23 protein-coding genes and 1 tRNA gene are annotated in these 24,479 nt (G+C 41.2%); 9 read left to right on the forward strand and 15 right to left on the reverse strand.

What is annotated here, in order from left to right; genetic code table 11:
• Positions 1-20 precede the first annotated feature (20 nt).
• Positions 21-320 (reverse strand): hypothetical protein, encoded by a 300-nt coding sequence (locus tag ACR3I3_RS05250; RefSeq protein WP_440953503.1) that lies wholly within the window; start codon positions 318-320, stop codon positions 21-23.
• Positions 321-513: 193 nt separating this feature from the next.
• Between ACR3I3_RS05250 and ACR3I3_RS05255 the strand changes: the two genes are divergently transcribed.
• The 4 genes from ACR3I3_RS05255 to ACR3I3_RS05270 all read left to right on the forward strand — a co-directional run bounded on the left by ACR3I3_RS05255 (position 514) and on the right by ACR3I3_RS05270 (position 2,504).
• The gene (locus ACR3I3_RS05255) at positions 514-1,209 is read left to right on the forward strand and encodes a radical SAM protein (RefSeq protein WP_440953504.1); all 696 of its coding nucleotides are present in this window, start codon (positions 514-516) and stop codon (positions 1,207-1,209) included.
• Between the two features lie 199 nt (positions 1,210-1,408).
• Positions 1,409-1,744 carry a DUF5611 family protein gene (locus ACR3I3_RS05260; RefSeq protein WP_440953505.1) on the forward strand — a complete coding sequence of 112 codons (336 nt, stop codon included), beginning with the start codon at positions 1,409-1,411 and terminating at the stop codon, positions 1,742-1,744.
• 97 nt (positions 1,745-1,841) lie between these two features.
• On the forward strand, positions 1,842-2,363 hold the full coding sequence (locus ACR3I3_RS05265) for a chorismate--pyruvate lyase family protein (protein WP_440953506.1): 522 nt from the start codon (positions 1,842-1,844) through the stop codon (positions 2,361-2,363).
• A 69-nt stretch (positions 2,364-2,432) separates the two neighbouring features.
• A tRNA-Thr gene (locus ACR3I3_RS05270) sits at positions 2,433-2,504 on the forward strand.
• A gap of 240 nt (positions 2,505-2,744) precedes the next feature.
• On the opposite strand, the gene ACR3I3_RS05275 is transcribed toward ACR3I3_RS05270, so the two are convergent.
• The gene (locus ACR3I3_RS05275; RefSeq protein ID WP_440953507.1) at positions 2,745-4,529 is read right to left on the reverse strand and encodes a NosD domain-containing protein; all 1,785 of its coding nucleotides are present in this window, start codon (positions 4,527-4,529) and stop codon (positions 2,745-2,747) included.
• Positions 4,530-5,175: 646 nt separating this feature from the next.
• On the opposite strand from ACR3I3_RS05275, the gene ACR3I3_RS05280 reads away from it, so the two are divergent.
• Together ACR3I3_RS05280 and pspAA are read left to right on the forward strand one after the other, a co-directional pair.
• A complete protein-coding gene (locus ACR3I3_RS05280) occupies positions 5,176-5,874 on the forward strand; it encodes a PspA/IM30 family protein (RefSeq protein WP_440953508.1) in 699 nt (232 codons plus the stop codon).
• Positions 5,871-6,149 carry a PspA-associated protein PspAA gene (gene pspAA, locus ACR3I3_RS05285; RefSeq protein WP_440953509.1) on the forward strand — a complete coding sequence of 93 codons (279 nt, stop codon included), beginning with the start codon at positions 5,871-5,873 and terminating at the stop codon, positions 6,147-6,149. Before ACR3I3_RS05280 ends, pspAA begins: the two co-directional genes overlap by 4 nt.
• Positions 6,150-6,182: 33 nt before the next feature.
• On the opposite strand, the gene pspAB is transcribed toward pspAA, so the two are convergent.
• The 3 genes from pspAB to ACR3I3_RS05300 all read right to left on the reverse strand — a co-directional run bounded on the left by pspAB (position 6,183) and on the right by ACR3I3_RS05300 (position 8,477).
• Positions 6,183-6,755 carry a PspA-associated protein PspAB gene (pspAB, locus tag ACR3I3_RS05290; RefSeq protein ID WP_440953510.1) on the reverse strand — a complete coding sequence of 191 codons (573 nt, stop codon included), beginning with the start codon at positions 6,753-6,755 and terminating at the stop codon, positions 6,183-6,185.
• A complete protein-coding gene (gene htpX / locus ACR3I3_RS05295) occupies positions 6,755-7,603 on the reverse strand; it encodes a zinc metalloprotease HtpX (RefSeq protein WP_440953751.1) in 849 nt (282 codons plus the stop codon). The genes pspAB and htpX overlap by 1 nt, the downstream gene beginning before the upstream one ends.
• Positions 7,604-7,994: 391 nt before the next feature.
• Entirely contained in the window at positions 7,995-8,477 is a 483-nt protein-coding gene (locus tag ACR3I3_RS05300) for a hypothetical protein (protein WP_440953511.1), read from the reverse strand.
• A gap of 446 nt (positions 8,478-8,923) precedes the next feature.
• Between ACR3I3_RS05300 and ACR3I3_RS05305 the strand changes: the two genes are divergently transcribed.
• The 3 genes from ACR3I3_RS05305 to ACR3I3_RS05315 all read left to right on the forward strand — a co-directional run bounded on the left by ACR3I3_RS05305 (position 8,924) and on the right by ACR3I3_RS05315 (position 13,697).
• On the forward strand, positions 8,924-11,908 hold the full coding sequence (locus ACR3I3_RS05305; protein WP_440953512.1) for a response regulator: 2,985 nt from the start codon (positions 8,924-8,926) through the stop codon (positions 11,906-11,908).
• 28 nt (positions 11,909-11,936) lie between these two features.
• The gene (locus ACR3I3_RS05310; RefSeq protein ID WP_440953513.1) at positions 11,937-13,022 is read left to right on the forward strand and encodes a mechanosensitive ion channel family protein; all 1,086 of its coding nucleotides are present in this window, start codon (positions 11,937-11,939) and stop codon (positions 13,020-13,022) included.
• Positions 13,023-13,085: 63 nt separating this feature from the next.
• Positions 13,086-13,697, forward strand: coding sequence for a glycerophosphodiester phosphodiesterase (locus ACR3I3_RS05315; RefSeq protein WP_440953514.1), 612 nt, complete (start codon positions 13,086-13,088; stop codon positions 13,695-13,697).
• A 66-nt stretch (positions 13,698-13,763) separates the two neighbouring features.
• Here the strand turns inward: ACR3I3_RS05315 and ACR3I3_RS05320 are convergent, their stop codons facing one another.
• The 10 genes from ACR3I3_RS05320 to ACR3I3_RS05365 all read right to left on the reverse strand — a co-directional run bounded on the left by ACR3I3_RS05320 (position 13,764) and on the right by ACR3I3_RS05365 (position 24,478).
• Entirely contained in the window at positions 13,764-15,146 is a 1,383-nt protein-coding gene (locus tag ACR3I3_RS05320) for a DUF7289 family protein (protein ID WP_440953752.1), read from the reverse strand.
• A gap of 136 nt (positions 15,147-15,282) precedes the next feature.
• Positions 15,283-16,707 carry a DUF7289 family protein gene (locus tag ACR3I3_RS05325; RefSeq protein WP_440953515.1) on the reverse strand — a complete coding sequence of 475 codons (1,425 nt, stop codon included), beginning with the start codon at positions 16,705-16,707 and terminating at the stop codon, positions 15,283-15,285.
• A gap of 16 nt (positions 16,708-16,723) precedes the next feature.
• Entirely contained in the window at positions 16,724-17,512 is a 789-nt protein-coding gene (locus tag ACR3I3_RS05330) for a DUF7289 family protein (RefSeq protein ID WP_440953516.1), read from the reverse strand.
• A 23-nt stretch (positions 17,513-17,535) separates the two neighbouring features.
• Complete coding sequence (locus tag ACR3I3_RS05335) at positions 17,536-18,009, reverse strand: DUF7266 family protein (RefSeq protein ID WP_440953517.1); 474 nt, start codon at positions 18,007-18,009, stop codon at positions 17,536-17,538.
• Between the two features lie 9 nt (positions 18,010-18,018).
• A complete protein-coding gene (locus ACR3I3_RS05340; RefSeq protein ID WP_440953518.1) occupies positions 18,019-18,864 on the reverse strand; it encodes a hypothetical protein in 846 nt (281 codons plus the stop codon).
• 20 nt (positions 18,865-18,884) lie between these two features.
• The gene (locus ACR3I3_RS05345) at positions 18,885-19,505 is read right to left on the reverse strand and encodes a DUF7288 family protein (RefSeq protein WP_440953519.1); all 621 of its coding nucleotides are present in this window, start codon (positions 19,503-19,505) and stop codon (positions 18,885-18,887) included.
• Position 19,506: 1 nt separating this feature from the next.
• The gene (locus ACR3I3_RS05350) at positions 19,507-20,040 is read right to left on the reverse strand and encodes a DUF7287 family protein (protein WP_440953520.1); all 534 of its coding nucleotides are present in this window, start codon (positions 20,038-20,040) and stop codon (positions 19,507-19,509) included.
• A gap of 17 nt (positions 20,041-20,057) precedes the next feature.
• Complete coding sequence (locus tag ACR3I3_RS05355; protein WP_440953521.1) at positions 20,058-22,085, reverse strand: FlaD/FlaE family flagellar protein; 2,028 nt, start codon at positions 22,083-22,085, stop codon at positions 20,058-20,060.
• Positions 22,086-22,456: 371 nt separating this feature from the next.
• Positions 22,457-23,074, reverse strand: a complete 618-nt coding sequence (locus ACR3I3_RS05360) for a V-type ATP synthase subunit D (RefSeq protein ID WP_440953522.1) — start codon at positions 23,072-23,074, stop codon at positions 22,457-22,459.
• A 21-nt stretch (positions 23,075-23,095) separates the two neighbouring features.
• A complete protein-coding gene (locus ACR3I3_RS05365; RefSeq protein ID WP_440953523.1) occupies positions 23,096-24,478 on the reverse strand; it encodes an ATP synthase subunit B in 1,383 nt (460 codons plus the stop codon).
• Position 24,479 lies beyond the last annotated feature (1 nt).

Here is a 24,479-nt window from a genome sequence, read left to right on the forward strand (position 1 = left end):
GCCTTTGGATTTCTAAATAATTATTGTTCGATGTAGGCTTCCATTTCCTGGAAATAATACTCTTCTGCCGCTTTAACAGCATCGAGCTTTCCTCTCAGGACAAGGAGTTCCCTTTTATCAGATTCTACAATGTTGACGTTGATCTTCCTCTCCACAGGTTCGAGGCCGAACTCTTCTACGATATCATAGATCAGGTATGATGGTGTTCCTGGTGGCATTATCAGGTCATAGAGATCTTCCAGATCATGCCCCATATCTTCTTTCAGCTCTTCGTTTTCCTTCCTTTTTTCGAGGTCCTCGATTGTAAGTTTTCTTGGCATTGTGATCACCTAATATGACTGAATTGATGTTACATTCTACATATATAGTAATCGCTGGTTCCTGTAAGACCGGTATGTTCGAAATTGGTTCAACTCCTTCTTTTCGAAATACCTTTCCTGATCCTGCAGCGGATAAAAGTATTATAGTTTCAGCTATCTATTTCTTTATAGAGATATTTTTGGATGGTTAACAATGAGACTTATCAATCTATCTGATAACGCGGGACAGATACGTGTGGAATTTGCAGGTTGTAATATGCGATGCCCTTATTGTGTGCATATCAAGCAGCCAAAGACCGAGTATTCCATTGATGATGTGCTGGACCTTGCAAAGGCATCCTCTAGCAAGGATGTTTACCTGGGCGGCGCGGAACCAACCCTCCAGAAGGATCTACTCCCTCTGATCGAGGGGCTTCAAGCTGCCGGAAAGAGCATACTTCTCAAGTCCAATGGGATGAAGCCGGAGGTCCTTGAGAGTGCACTGCCGTTCGTCAAGGGCTTTGTTATTGAGATCAAGGCACCTCTTGACGACATCCCTGCTATCATGGAACTTACCGGACTGTCTGAGGAGAGGGCTCTCAATTATATCTCTCTGCTGCGTGAATCCCTTGAGATCGCCAAACAGAAATGGCTGAGGGTTTGGATAAGGGTCATTCCTGAATTCATCAATGCTGATACAATACCCAGGATAATGCCGGATATAGAAGATGCTTCTGAGGTCATGCTTTACCAGTTCATGAGCAATCCTGATTTCGACCTTCCTTTCAAGGGCCATGAAACTCCAACCCCCGGGTGGGAAGAGATACAGAAGCTTGGTGAGATGTTGCTTGAAAGGGTGCAGAGGGTAATGATGGTAGGGGATGGCGGAAAGATGGTCCTTGAGAAATGATCCTGTGGCTAAGTCTTGAAGTATGACTGATAGTATCTGCTATACCTTATCAGACCTTATCAGACCTTATCGAACCGGATCCTGTTCAACCGAAAACAGTTTGATCAGGACGGCTTCGACCTGTTTTGTGAATTGAATTTTCATCCCGATCCCGAGGCTTTTGAGATCACCTGCTATACCGGAATATTTATTCGTGTTAATGGCTATCTATTATTCGATAGCAATGCAGGAATATAAATTGAAACGTGGTTTTTCCCCAGACATTGAAAGAATCTATGAAGAGCTTGAGAAATGCTTCCCATCCGGGGTCATGCGTGAGGGTGACAAGCTTTTGGTTTCCTATGGCGTGATCACAGAAATGTCTGTTTCGATGAATGGCAAGAAGCTGGTAGTGGATACGGTCATGGACACTTCTACAGGTGATGACGGGCTTATCCTTGATACAAACAAGCGCTTCAGGGACTTCCTCCAGCTGGCAACAGGATATACTGCAAAGGAACGCCTTAAGCAGGCTAAGAAGGATGTATCCAAGTGAGCATTCGGGATATCCCGGAATGAATCCAGGATCCATAATATGAGCATTCAACTGAATATCTAAGTTAAGGACTTCGATCCGTGGATACAGATCAGCTGTGACATTCGTTAATAAGGAATTCCTGAAGGCGCTGAAATCCTTCGATATCCCCACATGCCTTAGGGTGTGTGCAGGTACCGACGGGTCTGTAACCTTCCTGCTTGAGATTATGACCCGTGAGGATGTGACTGTGGTCACAGAGGCCCAGCACCTCATACAGGCAGACGAGGAAACTGCATCCCTTCTTGATATTGCTGTAGGTTCCGATGTGAACTACAGGCTTGTGACCCTACTTGCAGGAGAGAAGCCATTTGTCAGGGCATTGTCCCTGTCCCCAATTGAGAGGATGCCCGAAGACATCCGTCAGGACCTGATGCGCGCGGATATCCCCATAGGTAAGATTCTCCGCAACAGTGGCATTGAGACCCGCAGGGACTTCGATAACATCGAAATAACCGAAGACGAGTCACTTTTCGACAGCAGTAGCGCACTTTCGCGGTCCTATCACATAGTGCACGACAACAAGACCCTTATGTGGATAAATGAGAAGTTCCCGGTGGATGATCGCTGGAATTTATAAACCCGACCGAAAGGTTCATAATTGATTCTGTGTATCTGGGAATCACATCACAACCCCAACAATAACGATGCCTCGGTGGCTTAGGGGTATAGTGCGTCCTTGGTAAGGACGAGGTCGCGGGTTCAAATCCCGCCCGAGGCTTTCTTCAATTTCGGGTACAAAGCCCAACATTTCTATTTTTATCATATTGCACTTTAAGTTCAAATCTAAATACCGGACAGTAAGTTGGAGATAGAGGTATCTCTATCTTTTTGTATGGACTTAAGAATATCAAATGCGTAACTGCTACTCAAATCGTTAATATACTATTTTATTGCCATATAAATTTAAAGGGAAACCATTGGTTTCCACTTCAAAAAGTCCACTCTTCCATCTTGGTAATTATTTTTTAGCGTGCACCTTGATTTCCCCTCCTTGAATTGCAGTTGTCGGATCTGCATCTTCATCTGCACCCAACATGTTGTCGTAGACTACAGCATCGTTGTTGTCTTTGTCCCAGATCTTTATCCTGAACAGGTCAACATCGGTGCTGGGTGTGCATTCAGCGTCAATGGCAGATAGCATGAAACCATAGTTTCCTTCACCGTTGATCATACCAGTTCCTTTGTATGTTGCTTTGTGATTATTGACCACAAGCCAATCATAGTTTTTTGAGTGGAAGTTGAGATCACCTGCATGGAACTTGAACACGGTATTGCTAGTTGTGACATCTTCATCTTTAATGTACTTTGAAACAAAGCCAAATTTTGCTGTTCCATTGAGGCTTGGATCGGCTGTATAAGCGCCTTCTGGGGAGAAAATCCATCCAGCACCGGTCACAAATTCTCCATAAGGATCGTACACGATCACGTACTGATAAACTTCTGTATCAAATCCATCTTCATCATCTGTAACGTTGAGTTTGACCGTATATACACCAGGTGTGGTGTATGTATTGTTAGCTATCACAGGGCTAGTCGCAGAAAATGGTCCTGTTATTGTTCCATTACCCCAGTCAATAGTGTAGTTATGAGTGTCAAGGGTACCTGGGTCAGTAAATGTAGCAGTTAAATCCACTTTAGTACCAACTCCAACTGGTTCAGTTGGTTGTACAGTAAGGGATGTTATGTTTGGTTCAACATTGTTGACTTTTACAACTGCAGTTGCAATATCTGTGAGTACACCATCAGAAACTTCGACTACAATGTTTCTTGTGTTATCATCATTCAATGTATAATCCGCAGTTGGGCTATCTAACCATTCAGTATCCCAGATTCCATCATTATTGAAATCCCATCTGTATTCAAGAGTATCTCCATCAGGATCAGATGAAGAGAAAGCATCAAATGTTATGGATGAACCTTCATCAACAACATAGGGGCCATTTACCTTTGCTATGGGTGGTTGATTTGGTTTATATTTAAGTGGCAGATGGTCTATATTGTACTCATTGATAATATACGGTGAATCGCAGAAACCATCGTTGTCTGCATCAGTACATATTTGACTATGTCCTGTAGCAGCAGGAGTTGCCCAGTAGTTGCCACCCAGATAAGGTCCACCAACAATGTTTGTACCTTCTGTTTTTGTGATGTTCCATTTGTTAGATAAAGCAACATTCAAATTGTTGGTGTTGTTGAAGTAATTGTTGTAGATGAGATTGGAGGAGGATTTAAACAGCAGCATGATACCGTAGTCGTTGTCAGTCATCGTGTTGCTGACCAGATAGTTGCTACTGGAAGAAAACAGCCTGATGCCGTTATAGTTGTTCGATAATTTATTGTTGCTGACATTGTTATTTAGTACCCCTGCAAGGAAGATTCCGGCGTTAGTACTAGATGTGGCACCTGTTACAGTGAAACCGCTGATGGTCACATTATCTGCAGTTACATCAAATACGTGATCATCCAAGTTATCAGCCTGAACAATGGTATCATCCGGATTCCCTGATTCTGATTTTATTATTATGTCTGCTTGAGATACGTCCACGTTTTCTTTATAGAATCCTTTATACACAAGGATTGTATCTCCATTAACTGCAGCATCTACAGCAGCCTGTATCGAACTAAAATCTGCTACTGGTCCTGTGCTGTTGTTCACTGTGATTGCGTTTGCTGATGCAGTTCCCATAGTAATCAATACTAAAGCTGTCACTGTACATATTATCAAAATCTTTTTATTTCTCATTTAATCTTCCCAATTTAGTTGTTAGAATTTATTTTATAATTACATTTTAGTATGATTATATTATCTCTTATATTTTATGATCTAATATATTATTAAAAGAAATTAAAAATATTTTTAGCTTAAAAATTACTAGGGGTAGAATTAATATGTCTAATCAGCAGCCCTTAAACAAACTTCAAGATAGAATTGTAAATCTGGAAATTAACGGTGGCGTAGCTGCAACCCAAGAGTTACTTGCTGCTTAAATCAGTGCTTCGGAGTTATCCAGTTAAAGATTTGAAAGTGTTGGGAGTTTCTTTTTTTCATTTTCTCCAAACCACTTCATTTAAGGAGGACTATATCGATTAATGTGTATGTAGTAAATAGCAATTAAAAATGGAAATCGATAATTTCAATCAATTTGTAGGTTTACTTTTCTGGACGAAAACCCTTTCAATGTTTTACTTATGTCTTCAGTGGATTCAACAACTATCTCTTCACTTCGGAGATTCTTAAATCTTTCATTTTAGGCACAAAAATATAACCCCATTTTAAACTAATTGTGCGAAGATCTACTGGAACTAAAATTAGAAATAGTAAATAGGTCAAATAACATATAACAGTTAGTTCTGATGACTAACATACACATAATAGCGGGAGGGAGTAAATGAGTCTATTTAATAGAATGGAAACCGTCCTCAAGGCGAAGATGAACAAGATCATCAATCGTATGGAGGACCCCCGGGAAACACTTGATTATTCTTATGAGAAGCAGCTGGAAATGTTGCAGGGTGTAAAAAGAGGGGTGGCTGAGGTAGCGACTTCCAAGAAGAGGTTGCAGTTGCAGCGTTCGAAGTTGATGCAGAGCATTGACAAACTATCCGGGCAGGCAAGGGAGGCTATCAAGACTGATAGGGAAGACCTTGCAAGACTTGCACTTGAGCGCAAGGCTTCACTGGAGGTTCAGGTGGAGGGACTTGACCAGCAGATAGTTGACCTTGAAAAGGAGCAGGACAAACTGGTGGCTGCTGAGAAGCGTTTATCTACTAAGGTGGAGATCTTCAGGACGAAGAAGGAGACCATCAAGGCACAATATACGGCTGCTGAATCTCAGGTAAAGATCAATGAATCTGTATCAGGTATCAGTGAGGAAATGGCGGATGTCGGTCTTGCCGTTGAGAGGGCTGAGAACAAGACCGAAGAAATGAAGGCACGTGCCTTTGCCCTTGATGAGCTTATCGAGGCAGGCACGCTTGATGACATCACAAGCAGTGGTGATGATATTGATAGAGAACTCGCAAAGATCAGTGCGGAATCGAACGTCGAGCTGGAGCTGGCAAAACTCAGGACGGAGGAAGGGAAATGATAATCAGGATAATGGGTGAAGGGCAATATGAGGTTCCTGGAGGTATGTTCGATGAGCTCAACGTCATTGATAACAGGATCGTAGACCTTGTGGCCGAGGAAAATGAGGCCGATTACAGGGCTGAACTTTCAAAGCTCATTGATATGATCAGATCGAACGGGAAACAACTTGATGATGCAAGTATTGTGGAATCTAACATCATTGTCCCGCCTGAGGACCTGAGCTTACAGGAAGCAAAGGAGATCTTTACCGGAAGTGGTCTGCTCGAAGGCTGAACTCGATATCTTTGATCTTTTTGATCTTTAAATTTAGAATGGCATTCCCCAGAGGGGATACCATTTCTCCACATTTTTCTCAACCGGTAGTTCGTTCTCTATAAGGGCCTTGAGCCTAATCTCCATTGAATTGTTCCTTTCCTGCTTACCTCGAGGTACGAAAGGATAATAGCTACCCTGCTTGAAATTATATATCCAGTAGACAGGTCCTTCGCTCTCAAAACGGTACACTGCGCACAATATCTGTTCTGAGAAACCTTGCTCGATAAGGGTCTGGCTGATCATGTGTATGTTTGTGACAAGATCTTCGAAATCGGTATCATTCAGGATCACCCACAGGAAGTTGTACTTATCCTTCTCTATGCGGAAATTTGTCCCTGTTTCCTGTGTGCTGTAACTTAACAGTTCCTCTATTTCCTTTCTGGTGTTCTCATACTGGGAAAGGGCCATAGACTTAAAACAGATCCCAGCCTGTCCGGACGGGTGGAGGTTCAGGTTCACTTCCATTGTGATCACTGCAGTTGAGATCGAGAACAGATGTTCAGTATTTGATTCCGGTAACTTGCTCCTGCCGAGCAGGGAATCGAACATGCCTTTAAGTCCCATCAGAGTTCAAGCTCCTTTTGTAACTTCTCGAGTGCTGCGAGCCTTTTTTCCGTGGAAGGGTGGGTCGAGAGCAGGCTCATGAAAGAACCCGAAACTGCAGGAATTATGAAAAACGCATTCATTCCCTCCACAGATCTCAGGTCATCCTGTGGAATGCGAGGCATGATCCCGCTTATCTTCATCAGTGCCGATGCCAGATTGGAGGGTTGGCCTGTGATCACAGCAGAACCCCTGTCCGCCGCAAATTCCCTGTATCTTGAAAGAGCGCGTATCAGCAAAAAACTTATGACCCATACGACCAATGAGACGGCCCAAATTGCAATAATGCCACCGGATTCCTTTCTTCTGCCTCCAAAACCTCCGAATCCCCCAAAGTAAAAGCTGTACCTGACGATGTAGAATGCCAGGGTCGATATGAAACTGGCTATGGTCAGTATCGCCATATCCCTGTTCTTCACATGACTCAGCTCATGTGCAAGCACAGCTTCCAGCTCTCCCTGGTTCAGCTGGTTTATAAGTCCCGTGGTCACTGCAACTACCGCATTCTTGGGACCCCGGCCAGTTGCAAAGGCATTTGGAATTGAAGTATTTACCACCGCTACCTTGGGCATTGGCAGGTCTGCTATGGCGCATAACCGTGTGATGGTCTGGTGAAGTTCAGGTTCCTCATACTCGGAAACGATAGTTGCATGCATGGTCCAGAGGACCAGCCGGTCCGAGTAGTAGTATTGTGCTCCTATGAATGCACCTATGAACAATAGCATGAATATCTGGGGCGCACCTGCATAGAACAGGAATGCCAGAAATAATAGGTACACTGCTCCCAGCAGGAATAGTGTCAACAGCATCCTTCCCTCGAGTCCCCGATCATGTTTCCATTTCAAGTTGATTGCCCCTTACCTTCAGATAAAATATATTTGGTATCGTAGTCATAAATGTATCTGAATGTAACTTATACTTATCTAACAGATTATAAATATAGTCGATGTAGTCACAAATTATGATAGCAAGGAGCTTGAGGATCACAATCTTGAAAAGATGCATGAAGTTTCTTCTGGATATGTCCATCTCATTTCATAGCAAAATGAGATTCTCAATTCGTCGTGCTAAACATGAGGTCAAGGTTATTTCTGTTTCGATCTTTACAGAATATGTCGTAAGATCTTGTGAGTAACATTAAAAAAGGGTCATGGGTCTTGAGAGACCCGGCAAGGTATTTTCGTGTAAAAAGCAGGTGTTTTAAAGCACCCTTGCAAATCCGCCGATCTTCTCATCGCAGATCCTTTTATGCCTTTCTTCTTCTGCGACAAGGTGCTTCATGTCTTTTATGAATTCCTCTCTGTTCTCTTCATCAGGAAATGCTTCTTCAAGTACATTTGGTTCTGCTGAGGTTATGCTGTGGTAGGTGTCCCTTGCAAGGATCTCGTATTTCCTTATTTCACTAAACATCTCGAAGACATTTATCCTGTTAAAATCAAATCCTTTGAGTGGGATTCCTCTGGGTGGGCTTTTCGGGAGGTCAATGTTTGCTATGTTGAGCCACTTCTCGAGGATCAGGGCATGGTTATCGGAATCATTGGAAAGGGTCTCTAATGCTTCTTTGTGTTCTCCTTCGAGCTCAATTTTTGCTTCCCATGTTACGAGCTGTTCCATTTCCGTTTCGATCCAGTACATTCTCTGAAGGTTCAGGGCCAGTATCTCTTTTTGATTGATCTTTTGCAATGGGATCTCTCCAGAAAAAATTCTTCTGCGAGTATCTTGCTTCATCTTATATAATTCTACGCAGAATACAAATCCAGAAAATGGATGCAATGTTATTTAATAATCTTCCAGATATTTTTTTGTTCATTTGGTCTTTCAGATCGCAGTTTTCTTTCAATGAATTTCATCCAGATTATAAAAAACAGACTCAGTGTCTTTTCTATGGGTTATAGTATATATAATAGCAAAAACAATCCTCATATGATACAATAGAACAAATCTGTCTGATGTAGTTCCCCATTCCCGGCAAGTTGTGATGTATCATTTCAATTCGCACTCAGATTGCATTAGGATCTGGAATTTCGGAAAGGACCAATATGGTAGATCAAGCAAGAAAAACGGATGGAAACACATTTGTTATTCCTAATGGATGTCATTTTTGCTTTGTGTATAGGTATACTGCTGAAATGTCAACTTTTCTGCATGATTATTTTATTTCAGGTCTTGATAACAACGAGTTGTGCATATGGATGACTCCTGATGTGGAAAGTACTTTAATGGCAAAGGAGATGCTTAAGGAAAAAGGCATCGATATTGATATTTATCTTCGTAACTCACAGCTTGAGATAGTTCCTATCCCGGAATTGCCCGGTAATGATCTTTCATTGTTGCCGGCTCTTCTACCCGAACACTGGAAGCTTATGAATGAACAAGCTACCCTAAGCGGTTTCGATGGTCTCCGTTTTAATGTTGATCTGAATTGCATCGAAGGTTCATGTCTAGATCTTCTAAGATCTTATAACGATGTTGTGAAGGATACTGTAAAAGAACTTGCTATGAGGTCCATTTGTACCTGCTCTCTTGGGATGTTCTCTCCTTCTGAGATCCTCGAACTGGAATCCGGTAATGATAACTTTATTATCAGTACAGATGAACAGGATTTTTCATTCAGGAAAAACCTGCATAGTGATAAACAGGACGTCTTAGTATCCGGCGGAGTAAAGCAAAAGAGCGAAGAACTTATTTCCATCTATGAAAGCAGTCCTGCAATTGCATTTCTCTGGAAGACCGAAAAAGGATTTCCCGTAGAGTATGTATCCGACAATGTTGTACGACTCGGTTATGATGCGGAATCCCTGATGTCTCATGAGCTCCTTTATGCTGACATCATTCATCCGGACGATGTGGAAGGATATTATTCGGATCTTCTTGCATGCCTTAAAGAAAACAGAAGGAACTTCTCCAAGGAATATCGTATTCTGGATAAAAGCGGGAATGTGCATTGGATATCTGAACATTCCCGGCTCGAGGTAGATGAAAACGGGCTTAGTGATCGATATCATGGGATTATTCTGGACATTACCGGCAAAAAGTCCTTTGAGGACGAATTAAAGAGATCGATAGCAAATTACAGGACATTATTTGAGGAGTTTGTTGATGCGATCTATGTGCAGGATCCGGATGGAAATTTCCTCGAGGTCAACAGATCCGCTCTTGAACTTCTGGGTTACACACACGAAGAGTTCCTGTCCTGTAATTCTGATTGCCTTTTACATCCTGATCATGCTGAAGAATTCAAAATTCATATGGCCAAAGTGCTGGAAAATGAGATATCTGAATTTGAATCTGTCCTTATGAGAAAAGATGGTTCATACATCCCTGTGGAGATCAATGTAAGTACAATGAAGTACAGGGGAAAGGATTCCGTTCTCGTTGTACTGGAAGATATCACAGAACGCAGGAAAAAAGAAGAAAACCTGTCAGCTGTAAAGGCCAGTGCTGAAACCGGTGCAATTGCTAAATGTGAATTCCTTTCTAACATGACGCATGAGCTAAGGACTCCATTAAATGCCATCATTGGTTTCTCCGATGTGCTTTTGGAAGACTCGGATGTGCTTGATGACAGGCATGTGAAATTCGTGCACAATATCTCAGATAGCGGGAAAAAGCTTCTTGGTATTATCAATGATGTTCTGGATATGTCAAGGCTGGAGTCCGGAAATGTGGAATTGCATTATGAGCATTTCCTGGTATGGGAATCCTTTGATATTGTATCTTCATCGTTTGCCCAGATGGCTGAGAGGAAAAATGTTGAACTGAATTCTGAGCTGGAGCCCCGGGGTATTGTCATTAACGCTGATAAACAGAAATTTGAACAAATTCTCCAGAACCTGTTGGACAATGCTATAAAGTTCACTCCTGCAGGTGGTTCTGTTGACTTGAGTGGAAGATTTGTCAATGAGAGGCTATTGGTTCAGGTAAAGGATAATGGTATCGGTATTCCCGAAGAGGATTGTAATTTCCTTTTTGAGTCCTTCACTCAGGCAGACGGCTCCTACCGCCGTGGTTATGGTGGCAGTGGGCTTGGTCTTGCAATTGTCAAACGTTTTGTAGAGATGCATGGTGGAAATGTCTGGGTCAAGAGTAAGCCGGGTGTGGGAAGCAGTTTTTCATTTGATATTCCCATTGCGATCGGCTCTCCCCAAGTGAAGGGTTCTGTATCTGTGAACAGAGATCGAGACAAGAATGTTTCTAATGGTTCCGAATGCATTAATTCTGGTTCGGTCATCGACTCCATTCATTCTGGTTCTTTTTACGATGCGACTGAAAATGTTGTATTAAACAAAAGTCCTGTCAGTACTTTTGATGCAACGTCCAAAAACACCATTCGGGAGATCCTTGGCCCTGACAATTGCACTGACGATGATCCTTTGATACTTGTTGTCGAGGATGACGAGATCTCCAGGGAACTTTTAATGCTTACATTAATTGATGGTGGCTATCGTGTTGTACCTGCTGTTGACGGTGTGGAGGGTCTTTCTTTTGCCAGAAGATTGAAACCCTTTGCTATTACACTTGACATAATGCTGCCGAGGTTGGATGGGTGGGAAGTCCTTAACCAGCTGAAAGCAGATGCATCTACCTGTGACATTCCCGTAGTGGTTGTTTCAATGCTGGATCAGAAAGAAGCTGCTCTGGAATTGGGTGCAGCAGACTATATGGGCAAACCATTTGATCGTGAATATCTCTTGCATCTCATGGATAGGTTTAAAATGAAACGTGATGGTAAATGTCCAAAAGTCCTTCTGGTTGATGATGAGCCTTATGCTGTTGATATTCTCTCTTCCATGCTGGAGTCGGAAGGCTTCACAATCTTGCGTGCATATTCCGCAATGGATGCAATTGATATCTGTACGAAAGATCAGCCTGATATAATGATACTTGATTTGATGATGCCTGATCTTTCCGGATTTGACGTGATCTCCACATTAAGAACAAAAACTGGGACAAGGAATCTTCCGATAATTTTATGCACTGGAAAAGAACTTTCACCCCGGGAGCATTTGTTTCTGGAAGGAAAGGTGGATTCCATCATGCAAAAAGGAGATTTCAGCAAAAGGGACCTGCTGGATGCAGTTCACCATCTGATCCGGTATGCTATGTCCAAATAAATATATATTTTCGGACTAATTCTATTTTATGGCATTCAATGAAACAGTATCCATGTATGCTGAACAAACATTCGGCTCTCTCTTTGGTTCAATTGAATATAAATTGATAGTAGCCATCCTCATTTTGTTCTCATCGATGATACTTGCCTATCTGGTGGACATCGTCTTCAAGAAGGTTGTTTTGCATTATACATCCAGAACAAGATTTGAGATCGATGATCTTATAATGCATGCGATAAAGCGTCCAATATACTACACAGTTATTCTTTTAGGGGCGTTCCTTGCACTATCTGTAATTGGCGGTGCAGAAAGCTATCTGGGCATTTTCAATGATATATTGCTGACCATTTTGTCATTGGTCTGGATATTTACTCTGATAAGCCTTAACCGGATACTTTTCGATAATGTCCTTCCATCTGTAGTTAAGAAAACAGAAACGAAGGTCGATGATGAAGTGCTACCACTTCTGAAAGGGTTGTCTGATCTTGTAATCGGGCTGATCGGTATCGGTATAATACTCGAAGGCGTATGGGGTGTGAATGTTATTCCTCTGTTCGCATCTGCAGGTATTGTGGGTATTGCCATTGCATTTGCTGCCAAGGATGCCATCTCACAGTTCTTCGGTGGTCTTTCTATCTATTATGACAAGCCCTTCAAGAACGGTGACCGAATCGAAATTGGCGAAGGTCAGATCGGTATTGTGGAAGAGGTCGGTATTAGAAGTACCAGGATACTCGATCTTTACAATAATATGATCATCATTCCGAACAGCATAATAGCTAACAACAAGGTAATAAACTATACTTCACCCCAATCTCAAATGATGGTGAAAATTACCATAGGAGTTGCATATGGTTCTGATGTTGCAAAGGTAAAACGCGTCCTTATGGATATCGCAAGGAGCATTGACCTTGTTCTTGATCATCCAGAACCATCAGTTCGATTTGATAACCATGGGAATTTCAGTCTTGATTTTGCATTGATCCTATGGGTAAGATACCCTTCAGATAAATTCAGTGTCATAAATGAGGTTAACACACTGATAGATTCAGAGTTCAGAAAAGAGGGAATTGAGATCCCGTTCCCTACGTATACAATACTGAACAAAAAATGAATATGGGCAGTCTTGTAAATTATGTACAAACCTTTCTATATATAGGCGGGTGCAAAATTATTTATGCACAAAAACCTATTTTATTTTAGAGGTGATAATCTGAATTTTGAAGACGTATTCAGGAGAGCATGGGATGTTTTCAAGGACAACATCGCAGCTTATGTAGTAGCTACATTGATAGCATTTATTGGTTCCATATTCATTGTGACCATTGCACCACTCTTCTATGGTCTTGCATACATGGCCGTAAAAGGAATGGGTGGAGAAAAGGTAGAGATCAATGACCTGTTCGAAGGCTTCAACAATTTCATAAAGAGCTGGGTATTCTTTATCTTATTCGCCATTATAGTAGGAGTGGGTTTCCTGTTCCTTGTACTTCCGGGACTTGTACTTTCAATACTTATGATCTATGCACTTCCCCTCCTTATCATAAGGGGCTATGGAGTAATGGATTCCATAAAAGAGAGCATCGATATATCCAAGAACAACTTTGTCGACACTCTTGTGCTGGCTATCATTCTTTGGGTGATCAGCGCAATAGGTAACATGACTTATGTTGGTTCCTTACTGACAACACCATTCTACTTCCTTGCACTGGTGGCTGCCCTTGAAGCACAGATCGGTGTGGGAAAAAGTTACACTGCCGAGTATACGGAAGTCTCAGATGTTGAGTGAAGATTTTTAAAAATATTGTTTTGGGTCATAGTGATGTTCTATGACCCGAGTTGAATTTTTGTGGTTTTATTCTACGGTCACATCCAGTTCATTTTGAGTGATGTGGAGGTATGTGATGTAATTGCCTAGTCCACAGTATTCAATAGTAACTGTAGAGGTACTGTAGTCTACGGGATCTTGACCTGTATTGGAACCAATGTAGAATACAATATTACTATCTTCTGTCATCAATTTCATATAGTGCTGTGTAAGATCATTTATTGAATAAGATACATTTCCATTTTCTATAGTGACATTTGACCACGAAAAGGAATCTTTAACACCACTTTGTTTTGTGAATTCCATCATAAATGAATCATTCACTAGATCTACAGTAGAGTTCTGATTCTCGTTTGTGTTGAATACTGGATAATTCTCCACGCTTACCCATCGTTCCGGGTCTGCGCTCAGATCTGTATCTTCATAGGTAACGACAAGGTCTAATTGGTTGGCACCTTCTTTTTTCTGCAGATCATATGAGAGCGTCCGAGTTCCGGATGTTGCTGTTATTCCATAGTTCTTTGGATTGAGTCCACTTGAAGCAGCAGCATCAAAGTCAAAGTGGAATTCATACACCGGCTCGTCTATTTTACAAAGCTGCCCTACTTTTAGTCTGCTTGTGAGGGGCTGTGTACCCATTGGAGGCTGTGTGGTGAACTGAATAATGGCAGTTTTATTTTCGTCATCCAATGTCGCATTGGTGGCGCCCATCGAATTTGCATAGTTTGCCCAACCTCTGTAGTAGTCACTTTTTACATAGACGACTACCTTATCGAGATGATCAGTAGGATTTGTTCTGCTGGCGGAAAGTGAAGGGTTCGGATATAATACATATGGCTGGTTGTCAGATGTAACCGTAATCGCTGTATTACCGTTACCTGTGATGGACGAATTACCATTTATGGTCATAATTGGCAATGTGAGTGTTACTCTATTGTAATGGAACTCCGGTGGCGATACCATAACGGTTCTATCGTTTGAACCATAGTTTGCCCAAACTCCGCCTCCTTCATAAGCTACTTTTCGGTCATCTTTGATATATTCTACAGTGCCCAATGAGCAGTTGAATTCTTCTGAAAAATTAGTCGTAGTATTGATGAGCTGAATTGTCATAATACCTCTTTCGGCTTCTTCAGCTCCGTTTACATTAATTTCACCACCCATAAGGGATACCGAAGTTGTTTGGTAGGGAGATTCTCCCAGTGCTGCTTTACTCATGCGCGAATCCAAAACTGTAAATGCTTGTTCTACTTTTTGTGCCTTTGCACTGTCCTGCATATCATTGAGCACGGGGACATTATACACTAATATGATACCAACAGCAATGATGGCAAGTGAGTACATAAGTAATAATCCAACAACTGAAGAAACCGCTTTACAAGATTCAAATGGTCTTTGTCTAGTCCCCATGTCCACCAATCCCTAATTATATAACTATGGTCATCAAACTTGTACTATATCAATTTATACTTTTAGCATACTTATCTTTTTGTACATTATATTTGAAATCCTGTATTTTTGAATTTATTATACTATCAAATGCAATTCAATTTACAATTTGTACATTCAATTCATTTTGAGTCACATGCAGGTAGGTAATAAGATTTCCCATTGAATCATAATTTAGAGTTACTTTTGAGTTGCTATAATCCATCGGATCCTGTGAACCCCCATCCAGAATAAACTCAATCGGGTCTTCTTTTGTCATCAATTTTATGTAGTGCTGTGTAATATCATACAGTGGGTATTGATTATAAGCTGGATCTGCATTAAATTCAACGTCCGGTAGTTCACTTGTTGCGTTGGAAGGTCCCCATGAGAAATCAGTCTCTGCACAATCTTGGCTAGTCGGGCTATATTCCATTATGAAATATTCATCTAGTAGGTCTACATTTGAGGATTCATCTTCTTGGGCTCCGTCTATCGAAAATGTGTCGATACCTTCCCAATGTTCAATATAGTCCGAACCTACGGATGTGTCCATATAGGTAACATGAAGCTCCAGTTGGTCAGCACCGCCCTTTTTTTGCAAAGTATAGATCAGTGTCTTTGTGCCGGAAATTGCTTTCATTTCATATTTCTTTGGGTTCAGTCCCTGAGATTGTGCAGCTTCGTAGTGAAAGTTGAAATCATAGACTGGGTCTAAATTTGATTCATTTACCTGGCCCATTTTGATCTTGTTTGAGAGGCTGAATGTTCCCATTGGGGGAACTGTATGGAATTCAATTATGGCAGTTTCGTTTTCATCATCAGTTGTTGCACTGGTGTAAATCATGGTCTCCGCATAATTAGCCCATGCGTCGTAATACTGACTTTCAATATAAACTATGACCTTATCATGTAAAACAGGATTCTTTCTCTGTGCGGAAGCTGATACGTTCGGGTACAATATTTGCGGTTTATTGTCTGAAGTTACAGCAATTTCAAAATCACCTTCGCCACTGGATGATGAGTTTCCATTGATGGTCATTATTGGCAATGTAAGAGTTACTCCATTATAATGGAATTCCGGTGGTGATAGCATAACTGATCCACCTCTTGATCCATAGTTTGACCACACTCCTCCACCTTCATATGCTATTTTTCTATCATCTTTTACATATTCTATAGTGCCAAGAGAACAATTGAACTCTTCATTTGTATTGTCAGTTTGATTGATGATCTGTATTGTCATTTTACCCCTGTCAGCTTCACCCTGGCTATTTACATCTATTGTACCGCCCATTAAGGTTATTGTCGTTGTCTGGACAGGAGATTCTCCCAGTGCTACTTTACTTATACGAGAATCCAGGATTGTGAATGCCTGCTCAATCTTCTGAGCTTTTGCATCTTCCTGCATTTCGAAGATTACCGGAACACTGTAGAGCAGCATCACACTAATGCAAATGATGGTAAGTGAGAACATTATCAACGCTCCCACAACAGATGAAACTGCTTTGCATGATTGGGATAAGTTTTTTTCAGATTTCATGCCCATTATTGCCACCTTATTCGATCGACATTCTTAGAGGTGTTTTTATTACATATACGTCGATGTTCTCATCAGTGTAATCTTTGTGTGCATGCACAGTTGAAGGCGTACTATTTATTATTTGCATCTCCATTGTTTCATTAAGGTAATTTGTCCAACCAGTATAATACAAACTATTGTTTACGTAGATATCAACTGCTGAAACGTTCTGGTAGCTGGTAATCATTGATTTGCCACCCTTTGCTATCACACGTATAAGACCTTCTCCTGAAACCCCCTCATTTCCATCGATATCATTTTCAATTCCTGCAGCAGGTATAACAAGCATGCTATCAGAATAAACGAACTGAGGTTCTCGGACCATTATAGCTTCACCGGTTTGGTATTTTGCCCAAATTCCTGTATTTTCATATGAGATGGTAGTCCCTTCAAACTCGTTCTGTAATTCTCTGATCTGACGGCCAGCAGATTCCCGAGTTTCGACCGAAGAGCTAGATGAGTTCCATGACTGTACCGTCACAGAAATTGTAGAGTTTCCTGAAATCCATATTCCTCCTCCATACATTTTTAGCTCTACAGATTGAGAAGGTGCATTGTCAAAGACGATTTTATTTACGTTCTCTCCAAGAACCATGAAACTTTGCCTGATGTTTTCTTGATGTCCACTTTCCTGCATGTCCTGAAGGGCAGGAAATCCTGCAACTGTGATCACAGTTATTGCAATGAGCATGATACCAAGTATGAGTACCACATCAACTACTTCTGATACTGCATTTTCCGATCGAATTATATCTTTTATTACCATATATATCAGAACCTTTGAGTTGATTAGTGGATTTCTATCATATCCGAAGTGCTATTGTAGATCATGGCATGTTCAACACTTGCACTGCTTATAGTAGTGTTCATTACCTGAATATTTCTCGCTTCGTAAGGTATTTTGACTCTTGTTTCATCTCGTCCATGAGATTCAAATATCATTTCTTTTTCAGAGTTTGAAAATTCAACCGAATAATATTCATTTGCCACTTTCAAAGGCAATAGCATCTCGTACCTTATTTCATCAACCTCTCCACCTGCAGTGGTGCTGCTATTTACCAGCGTTTCCATTTCCGTAAGCTGGAGTGCAATGTTATTTCCGTGGATCTCAAATTCTTCTCTCATGACTGTTTGCTCTGCCTGGTCCATCATATTGTAGGATGCATTCATTACAAGCAAAAAAGTGATTACTGTTATTGAAAACGTAAGTATGAACCCAACAGAGGTTGCTACAGCTTCATTGTCATGGAATATCTGCTTCATGTTCGATCCTCATGGTATTGTGAAAGGCATTGACACGTTGATCTTGTTATTACTGGATGCGATACTTATTGTAGCATTTGTAACTTTGTATCTTTCTTCAACAAATGTACTTCCATCTGCAAGTCCACCATTGATTTCGTAGTATCCCATCGCATTGCTTGAGTTCACAAATTTGATGCTATAAATCTCTCCTGATGTGGATGTTGTAAAATAGAAGTAATTCGTGTCGCTAGGGCTATTTATCCAATTGCCAGTTACATTTAGAATCATATCTGTGCTGGGTGACATTGAATCTGTATGATCATTTACAGTTATATTGATATTGGCACTATCATTGTATATCTTCATAGTCCAGATGGGTATGTTGGATTGGTTTATTGCCTGCACTTCATATGCATTTGATGCATTTCCAAGTTTTGATGTGTTTGTTAGTGTTATGGTAAATATATCTGTTTGATTTACATTTTTAACAACAATCCAGTCTGAGTTGCCACCATACAGCCCATTTTCTGTAAAATATGCATCATTGAGGTTGCTGTCATCGAAGGATAAAGAAAGACCGCGGAATGCGTATATCGTCGATATCTCATTTGCATAGCTGTCCATATTTTTTGTAAACATATTTTCATTGAATGAATCATTAATCGTGGCATTGTAGTAAGCAGCCCTTGTTGCTTCATCTGTCATCTGAGCAATGTTGGAAATCTCATAATTGCTAATGTCGCTGCTAGACTCCGATGCCATGTTGCTCGCATAGATAATATTGTTTAACATTATGGTCGATATGACTAAAGTGAATCCTATGGCAAATGCAGCAAGTAACAGCAATTGTGCAGAATCATCGAACTTTCTCATGGTAACATCTCTTATTTATTTTACATACGCCACAAAGTAAGTTTCACATCTACAATATTGTATAACGCAGTTGTATCATCAATATCTGGTATTTTAGTAGTAGTTTTAACATCAGAATCGGAAAGCAAAACCTTCCTTGAGATAATTACGGCATTGTCGGAGGGATCGCCGTTGTAAATATAATAATTATCTAATTTTTGTTGATATTCGGAATAGCCATCAAATTCTGAAACAGTACTATATGTGAATTCTACATTGTGAGCTATACCATTTTTCACCACAACAAGTTCCAGCATATCTACTATGGGTCCATTAAGTGAATTATTTTTATTATAATCGGACTGGTAATTTGTACCGTTCCAGACATATGGTTCCCCATTCCAGTTGATAATCGCATCTTTCAGGGCAGAGCTCTGTCCATGTGGTGCATAGTCGAGTGCAGTTAACATATCCTGACCCATCATGTACATCTGGGATTCAATATGGGCATTTGCTGTTGATGAGGTAAGTGGAGTGAGCGATGTTGCCTGAACTGCGAATAGAATTATAACTACCATTATAGTTGCAGCCATTATGGCTTCAAGAGTATGCATTTGTGCACTCTGACTATTTCTAATCTCAACTATTTTTACCCCCCTCATCTTACCACACCCTCACTGATAGTATGGCTGTTTCAGTCTCGCCAGTATCTGAATCTTCAATAAGTACAATGCGTTTGGTTTGGCCAATGTTGTCAGAAAGTGGAAGTGGTTTTCCTGCCATTCGTATGTCTGTACTGTTCTCTAATGTCACATTAAGATCATATCGATGGTATTCTCCTCTCATACCCAGATTCTCAATTTCGGTATAATAGCCATTATCTGATAACTTGTTATCAAAGTAATCATTGGTCTTGTCTTCATCAATAAGATTCGGTGTCCTGATGTCCCCCGCACTGATCTCCTTCTCAGTGATAGAAGTAGCAACACGGTCAGCAACAAGTGTTACCTCATCAGAATTGGACTGGAATGGTGTAAATAGCCCTGCTGAATACTGGAATATGAAGAATAGTGCAACAATGAAGATGGTAATTCCCATAAGGTAATCGATTGTTACCTGTCCTTCGTCATTTCCTCGAAGTTTTCTTTTAAACAAATTAGGTCTTGTCATATTCTTCATCGTTCCTTTATGAGACATTTCCAGATTAATGGATCTTATATTCCATATATCTCTGTTCCATTCTTAACTTTTTTGATATTTTTCTCGACTATGGACAACCGGTTCTTATCGACTTTAAGCCCGGCAAGTTGTTCAATGAACCAGATGGATTTCACGTGGTCGTCGGGTGCCAGTTTCCAGTCTGCCTTTTCAATGTAATAATCAATTCCTTCTGCATATAGCATTAGTTCAAGTTTGACATCTTCGCTGATCCATCCGAGCTCCTCATAGTAGGAAAGTATATCTTCTAGATGGTTTCTTCCAACAAGTTCCATAAGGAATTCAAGCCATTCCATACAGAGCTTCATATTGGTGGAATTCTTGATCAGATTGTTCAGCTGGATATTCTCCCCATTGGCACGATAGCTTCTTCCTCCGAGGTTCTTAAATTCCTTTTCTACAAAATCTGTCAGTGAAAGAAGTTCATCTTTGATCAGCTGGTCTTGCTGTTCACTTTCAGCCCTGAGTTTTCTGTTGTCATTGTGTGTTTTTTCCACACTTCTTATCAGATCAGCGGTGACCGAGCGGAGTTCAAGTATGCTTTTTTGTGATTCTTCCTGAATGTTATTAATTGCAAGGAGGGTCTGGTCCAGTTTGTCGATTCTCTGATTCGCCTCAAATATCTCTGCAGATCTTGAATTGCCGAATTCTGTGAGTTTCTGTATCTGTTTTAGTATGATGCTGTAAGAGCCTGCAATTTCTGTAATATTCTGCTCAATGGTGTTGAGTCCGGTCCTGAGCTCAGCATTATCAGTGTGGATGTTCTCCAGTGTAACTTCAAACTCAGTGAGACGTTCTTCCAGGAATTCTATTTTTTTTGCAGATTCTTCGATTCTTATATTGGCGATAGAATTGAAGTTCTCCCCATCTCTTTTCATGGAATCCATTGAGCTTTCCAGATTGCTTATATTGCCTGTAAGCTCTCTGATGTCTTTCCCAAGATCTTCATTACCTTTCTTTGAATCAGCAAGTTCCTCTTTTATTTTCTGTATCTCTTCGGGTGAGTAGCTGGAACTGGTGTCTGGAGCAGATGCTGCTGTTATATCTGTTTGTCCTGAACCCACTGTTTTTGTTGGTACTTCTGATGGTATATTCTCGTCCTGGACTTCTGCAGACTTTTGTTTTGATTCGCTGTCTACATTTTCAGGATCAATGGGTATTACTTTCCTTATCTCTTCTAATGTAGCAGTTTCTACAGTAGCATTTTTTATATTTTTATGCTCGGCAGTTATGTTCCTTTCAGGAATGATGGGGATACCACTCTTTGTTGTAGAGGGTATGAACTCTTCTGCACTTTCCTCCATTTCAAGTGGTTGCCACTCCTCCATTCGATCAATAAGTTTTTTCTTGTGAGTTAATCTTTTGAACGTGTTTTTGATCAGTGTTAGAAGAACGTTATTGTTCCGGATCTCTTTGTTTTCTAACGTTTGTTCATTTACATTCACTATTTCCATATAAGGTGTGGTTGGTGGGTACAATGGTCTTCCTGAGTTCTGGTCATTTTTTTCACCCTCTGAGCTTTGAACAATGGGGTTTTGTGGTGTGAACGTAGAAGGTATTGTAGGTCCCTGGATAGTTTCAAAAAGGTCCTTTTCATGCTCCTGAAGTTGTTGTTCTGGTTCATTATTGGAGTTCAATTGATCTTGATATGCTAAAAAGGAGTTGTTATTATCATCTTCTGCAGGTAGGTCCGGCTCGAACAAGGGCAAAGATTTCTTTCTTGCTCCTGTTCTTTTTTCAGTTTCTTTTTTGAGATAAAATGCATTCATTGCTTTAGTATTGATATTTTCAGGATTCCAATCATCAATACCATCTATAATTGAAACTGGTTGTTCGGGATCCTGTTGACCTACAGGATTTATACGTATCGTTTCGTCTGCAATGGTCCCGATATTCTGATCACTTTGGCCACTTATTGGAGTTAGAGTTGTGTTTTCCAGAAACACAGCTCCCGCTGTAGTATCTGTTTCAAAGGGGTTTGTTTCTCCCTTTGCTTTTTCATTTCCCCACTGTAATTCACTCATTGCAGACCAACTTTTGAGATCGATAAAATTGCTCTTCGGGTCCTGTTAGCTTGAATATAAGCCTTATAATCCTCAGATGATGCACGATCTTTTAAATTCGCATAGCTCTGCTTATTATATGTTTGATTTTTATTTAAGGCTTACTGATTATTATGATGATGACTTTCCTATTTCTGTGGCTTATAGCTTTACAGGTTAAGGTAAGATCTTATGTTAAAATAAATTAAAAGATAGCCCAGAACCAGCATACCAAGTGAAACTATCCATGCCCATCTCAATATACGAGCCAGATTCTCAGGCTGGGTTAAAATAAAAAAAAGTCTGTCGGCCATATTTGGCCGATCAGAGGATTTCTGCTGCATGAGAAAGCCTTATGCTTTGATCCTCTTCAAGCGGAATGTATTTTCTCTTTCCATTTCTTCAAGACGGAGACTGATGAAGCTCATGGATTCCTTCAGTTCAGGTATTACCTTGAACTCAAGTGCATTAACACGCCTCTTTGTCTTTTCGATATCATCGAGAAGCTTCTTCATGGTCGTCTCGATCTCTGCTGCCAGAATGATCTTCTCAACCAGAACTTCATATGAATCGACGGCTTCGTCAATGTAAGAGCTTGTTCCAAGAATTCCGTATCCGCGCTTGTTTATGGGTTTACGCACACTTGAGGATTCGATCTTTGGCACTACTACACCCATGATGTTGTGGCTTTCGAGCTCGATCTGTGGTGCATCTTTCATTGCAAATGCTGTGGATTTGACAGTTATTCTGCCTTCCACAGATTCTGCAATACCGATCTTCTCATTGGCCTTTTCATAGGCAGCATCCAACTCAGAGCGAACATCCTTTGCTTTGCTTAAGATATCAAAGAACTCAAGGATAAGGCCGTCTCTCTTCATTTTCAGCAGCTTGTGGCCACCTTCTGAGAGCTTGATCTTCTTCTTCAGCTCAATGAGTTCTGATCGAGTTGGTTTAACGTCTTTTGCGCCCATTATAGATCCCTCGCTACAGCATCACTCGCTGGTCTTGTGAGCAGGGTGGTACTTTTCAATGTACTTGTTATCGATCCTTGAAAGCTGTGCTTCAGGCATTTCTGAAAGGATCTCCCATGCGATTCTAAGTGTGTCATCGATGGAACGGTCCTCATCTCTGCTCTGACGTACAAACCTGTCTTCGAACAGATCTGCGAACTCAAGGATGGTCCTGTCTCTTTCAGACAGTGCTTCCTTACCGACGATAGCAACAAGTCCACGAAGGTCACGGCCTTCTGCGTATGCTGCATACATCTGGTCAGATACTGCCTTGTGGTCTTCCCTTGTTTTTCCGTCTCCGATACCGGAGTTCATAAGACGGGAAAGTGATGGCAATACATTGATCGGTGGGTAGATACCCTTCCTGTGAAGTTCACGGGAAACTACGATCTGTCCTTCGGTGATGTAACCGGAAAGGTCAGGGATCGGGTGTGTGATATCGTCACCAGGCATTGTAAGGATAGAGAACTGGGTAACAGATCCCTTAAGGCCTTTGATAACACCTGCTCTCTCATAGAGGGATGCAAGGTCAGTGTACATGTAACCTGGGTAACCACGTCTTCCTGGAACCTCTTCTCTTGCTGCACCCATCTGACGGAGTGCTTCACAGTAGTTTGTGATATCTGTCAGGATAACGAGTACGTGCATGTCATGCTCGTAAGCAAGGTATTCTGCAGCTGTAAGTGCCATCCTTGGAGTAGTGATACGCTCGACAGCAGGGTCATCTGCAAGGTTAAGGAAAACAACAGCCCTTTCAAGAGCACCTGTCTTCTCGAAATCCTCCATGAAGTACTGTGCTTCTTCATTGGTGATACCCATTGCAGCGAAAACTACTGCGAAATCTTCGTCGCTTCCAGGAACCTTTGCCTGCCTTGCGATCTGAAGTGCGATCTCGTTGTGTGGCAGACCTGATCCGGAGAAAATAGGAAGTTTCTGTCCTCTTACAAGACTGTTTGTACCATCGATTGTGGAAATACCTGTCTGGATAAAGTCCTCTGGTGGCATCCTGGAATATGGGTTCATTGATGCACCATTGATGTCCACTTTCTCGTCAGGGACGATGCGTGGTCCGCCATCGAGTGGTTCACCTGATCCGGAGAGTATCCTTCCAAGCATGTCTTTTGATACCGGAAGCTTGATGGTCTCGCCAGTGAAGACAACACCGGATTCCTCATTGAGTCCGCCTGTACCTTCGAAAACCTGAACAACTACCATATTTGCAGATGTGTCAAGAACCTGACCTCTCTTGGTGGTTCCGTCTGGCAGGTTGATGTGGACAAGTTCATTGTAACCTACAGGTTCTGTCTTCTCAAGGAAGATAAGAGGTCCGGAAACCTCTACGATCGTTTTGTATTCTTTGGTCATG

Source organism: Methanococcoides mangrovi (genome assembly GCF_052057775.1).
Taxonomy (GTDB): Archaea; Halobacteriota; Methanosarcinia; order Methanosarcinales; family Methanosarcinaceae; genus Methanococcoides.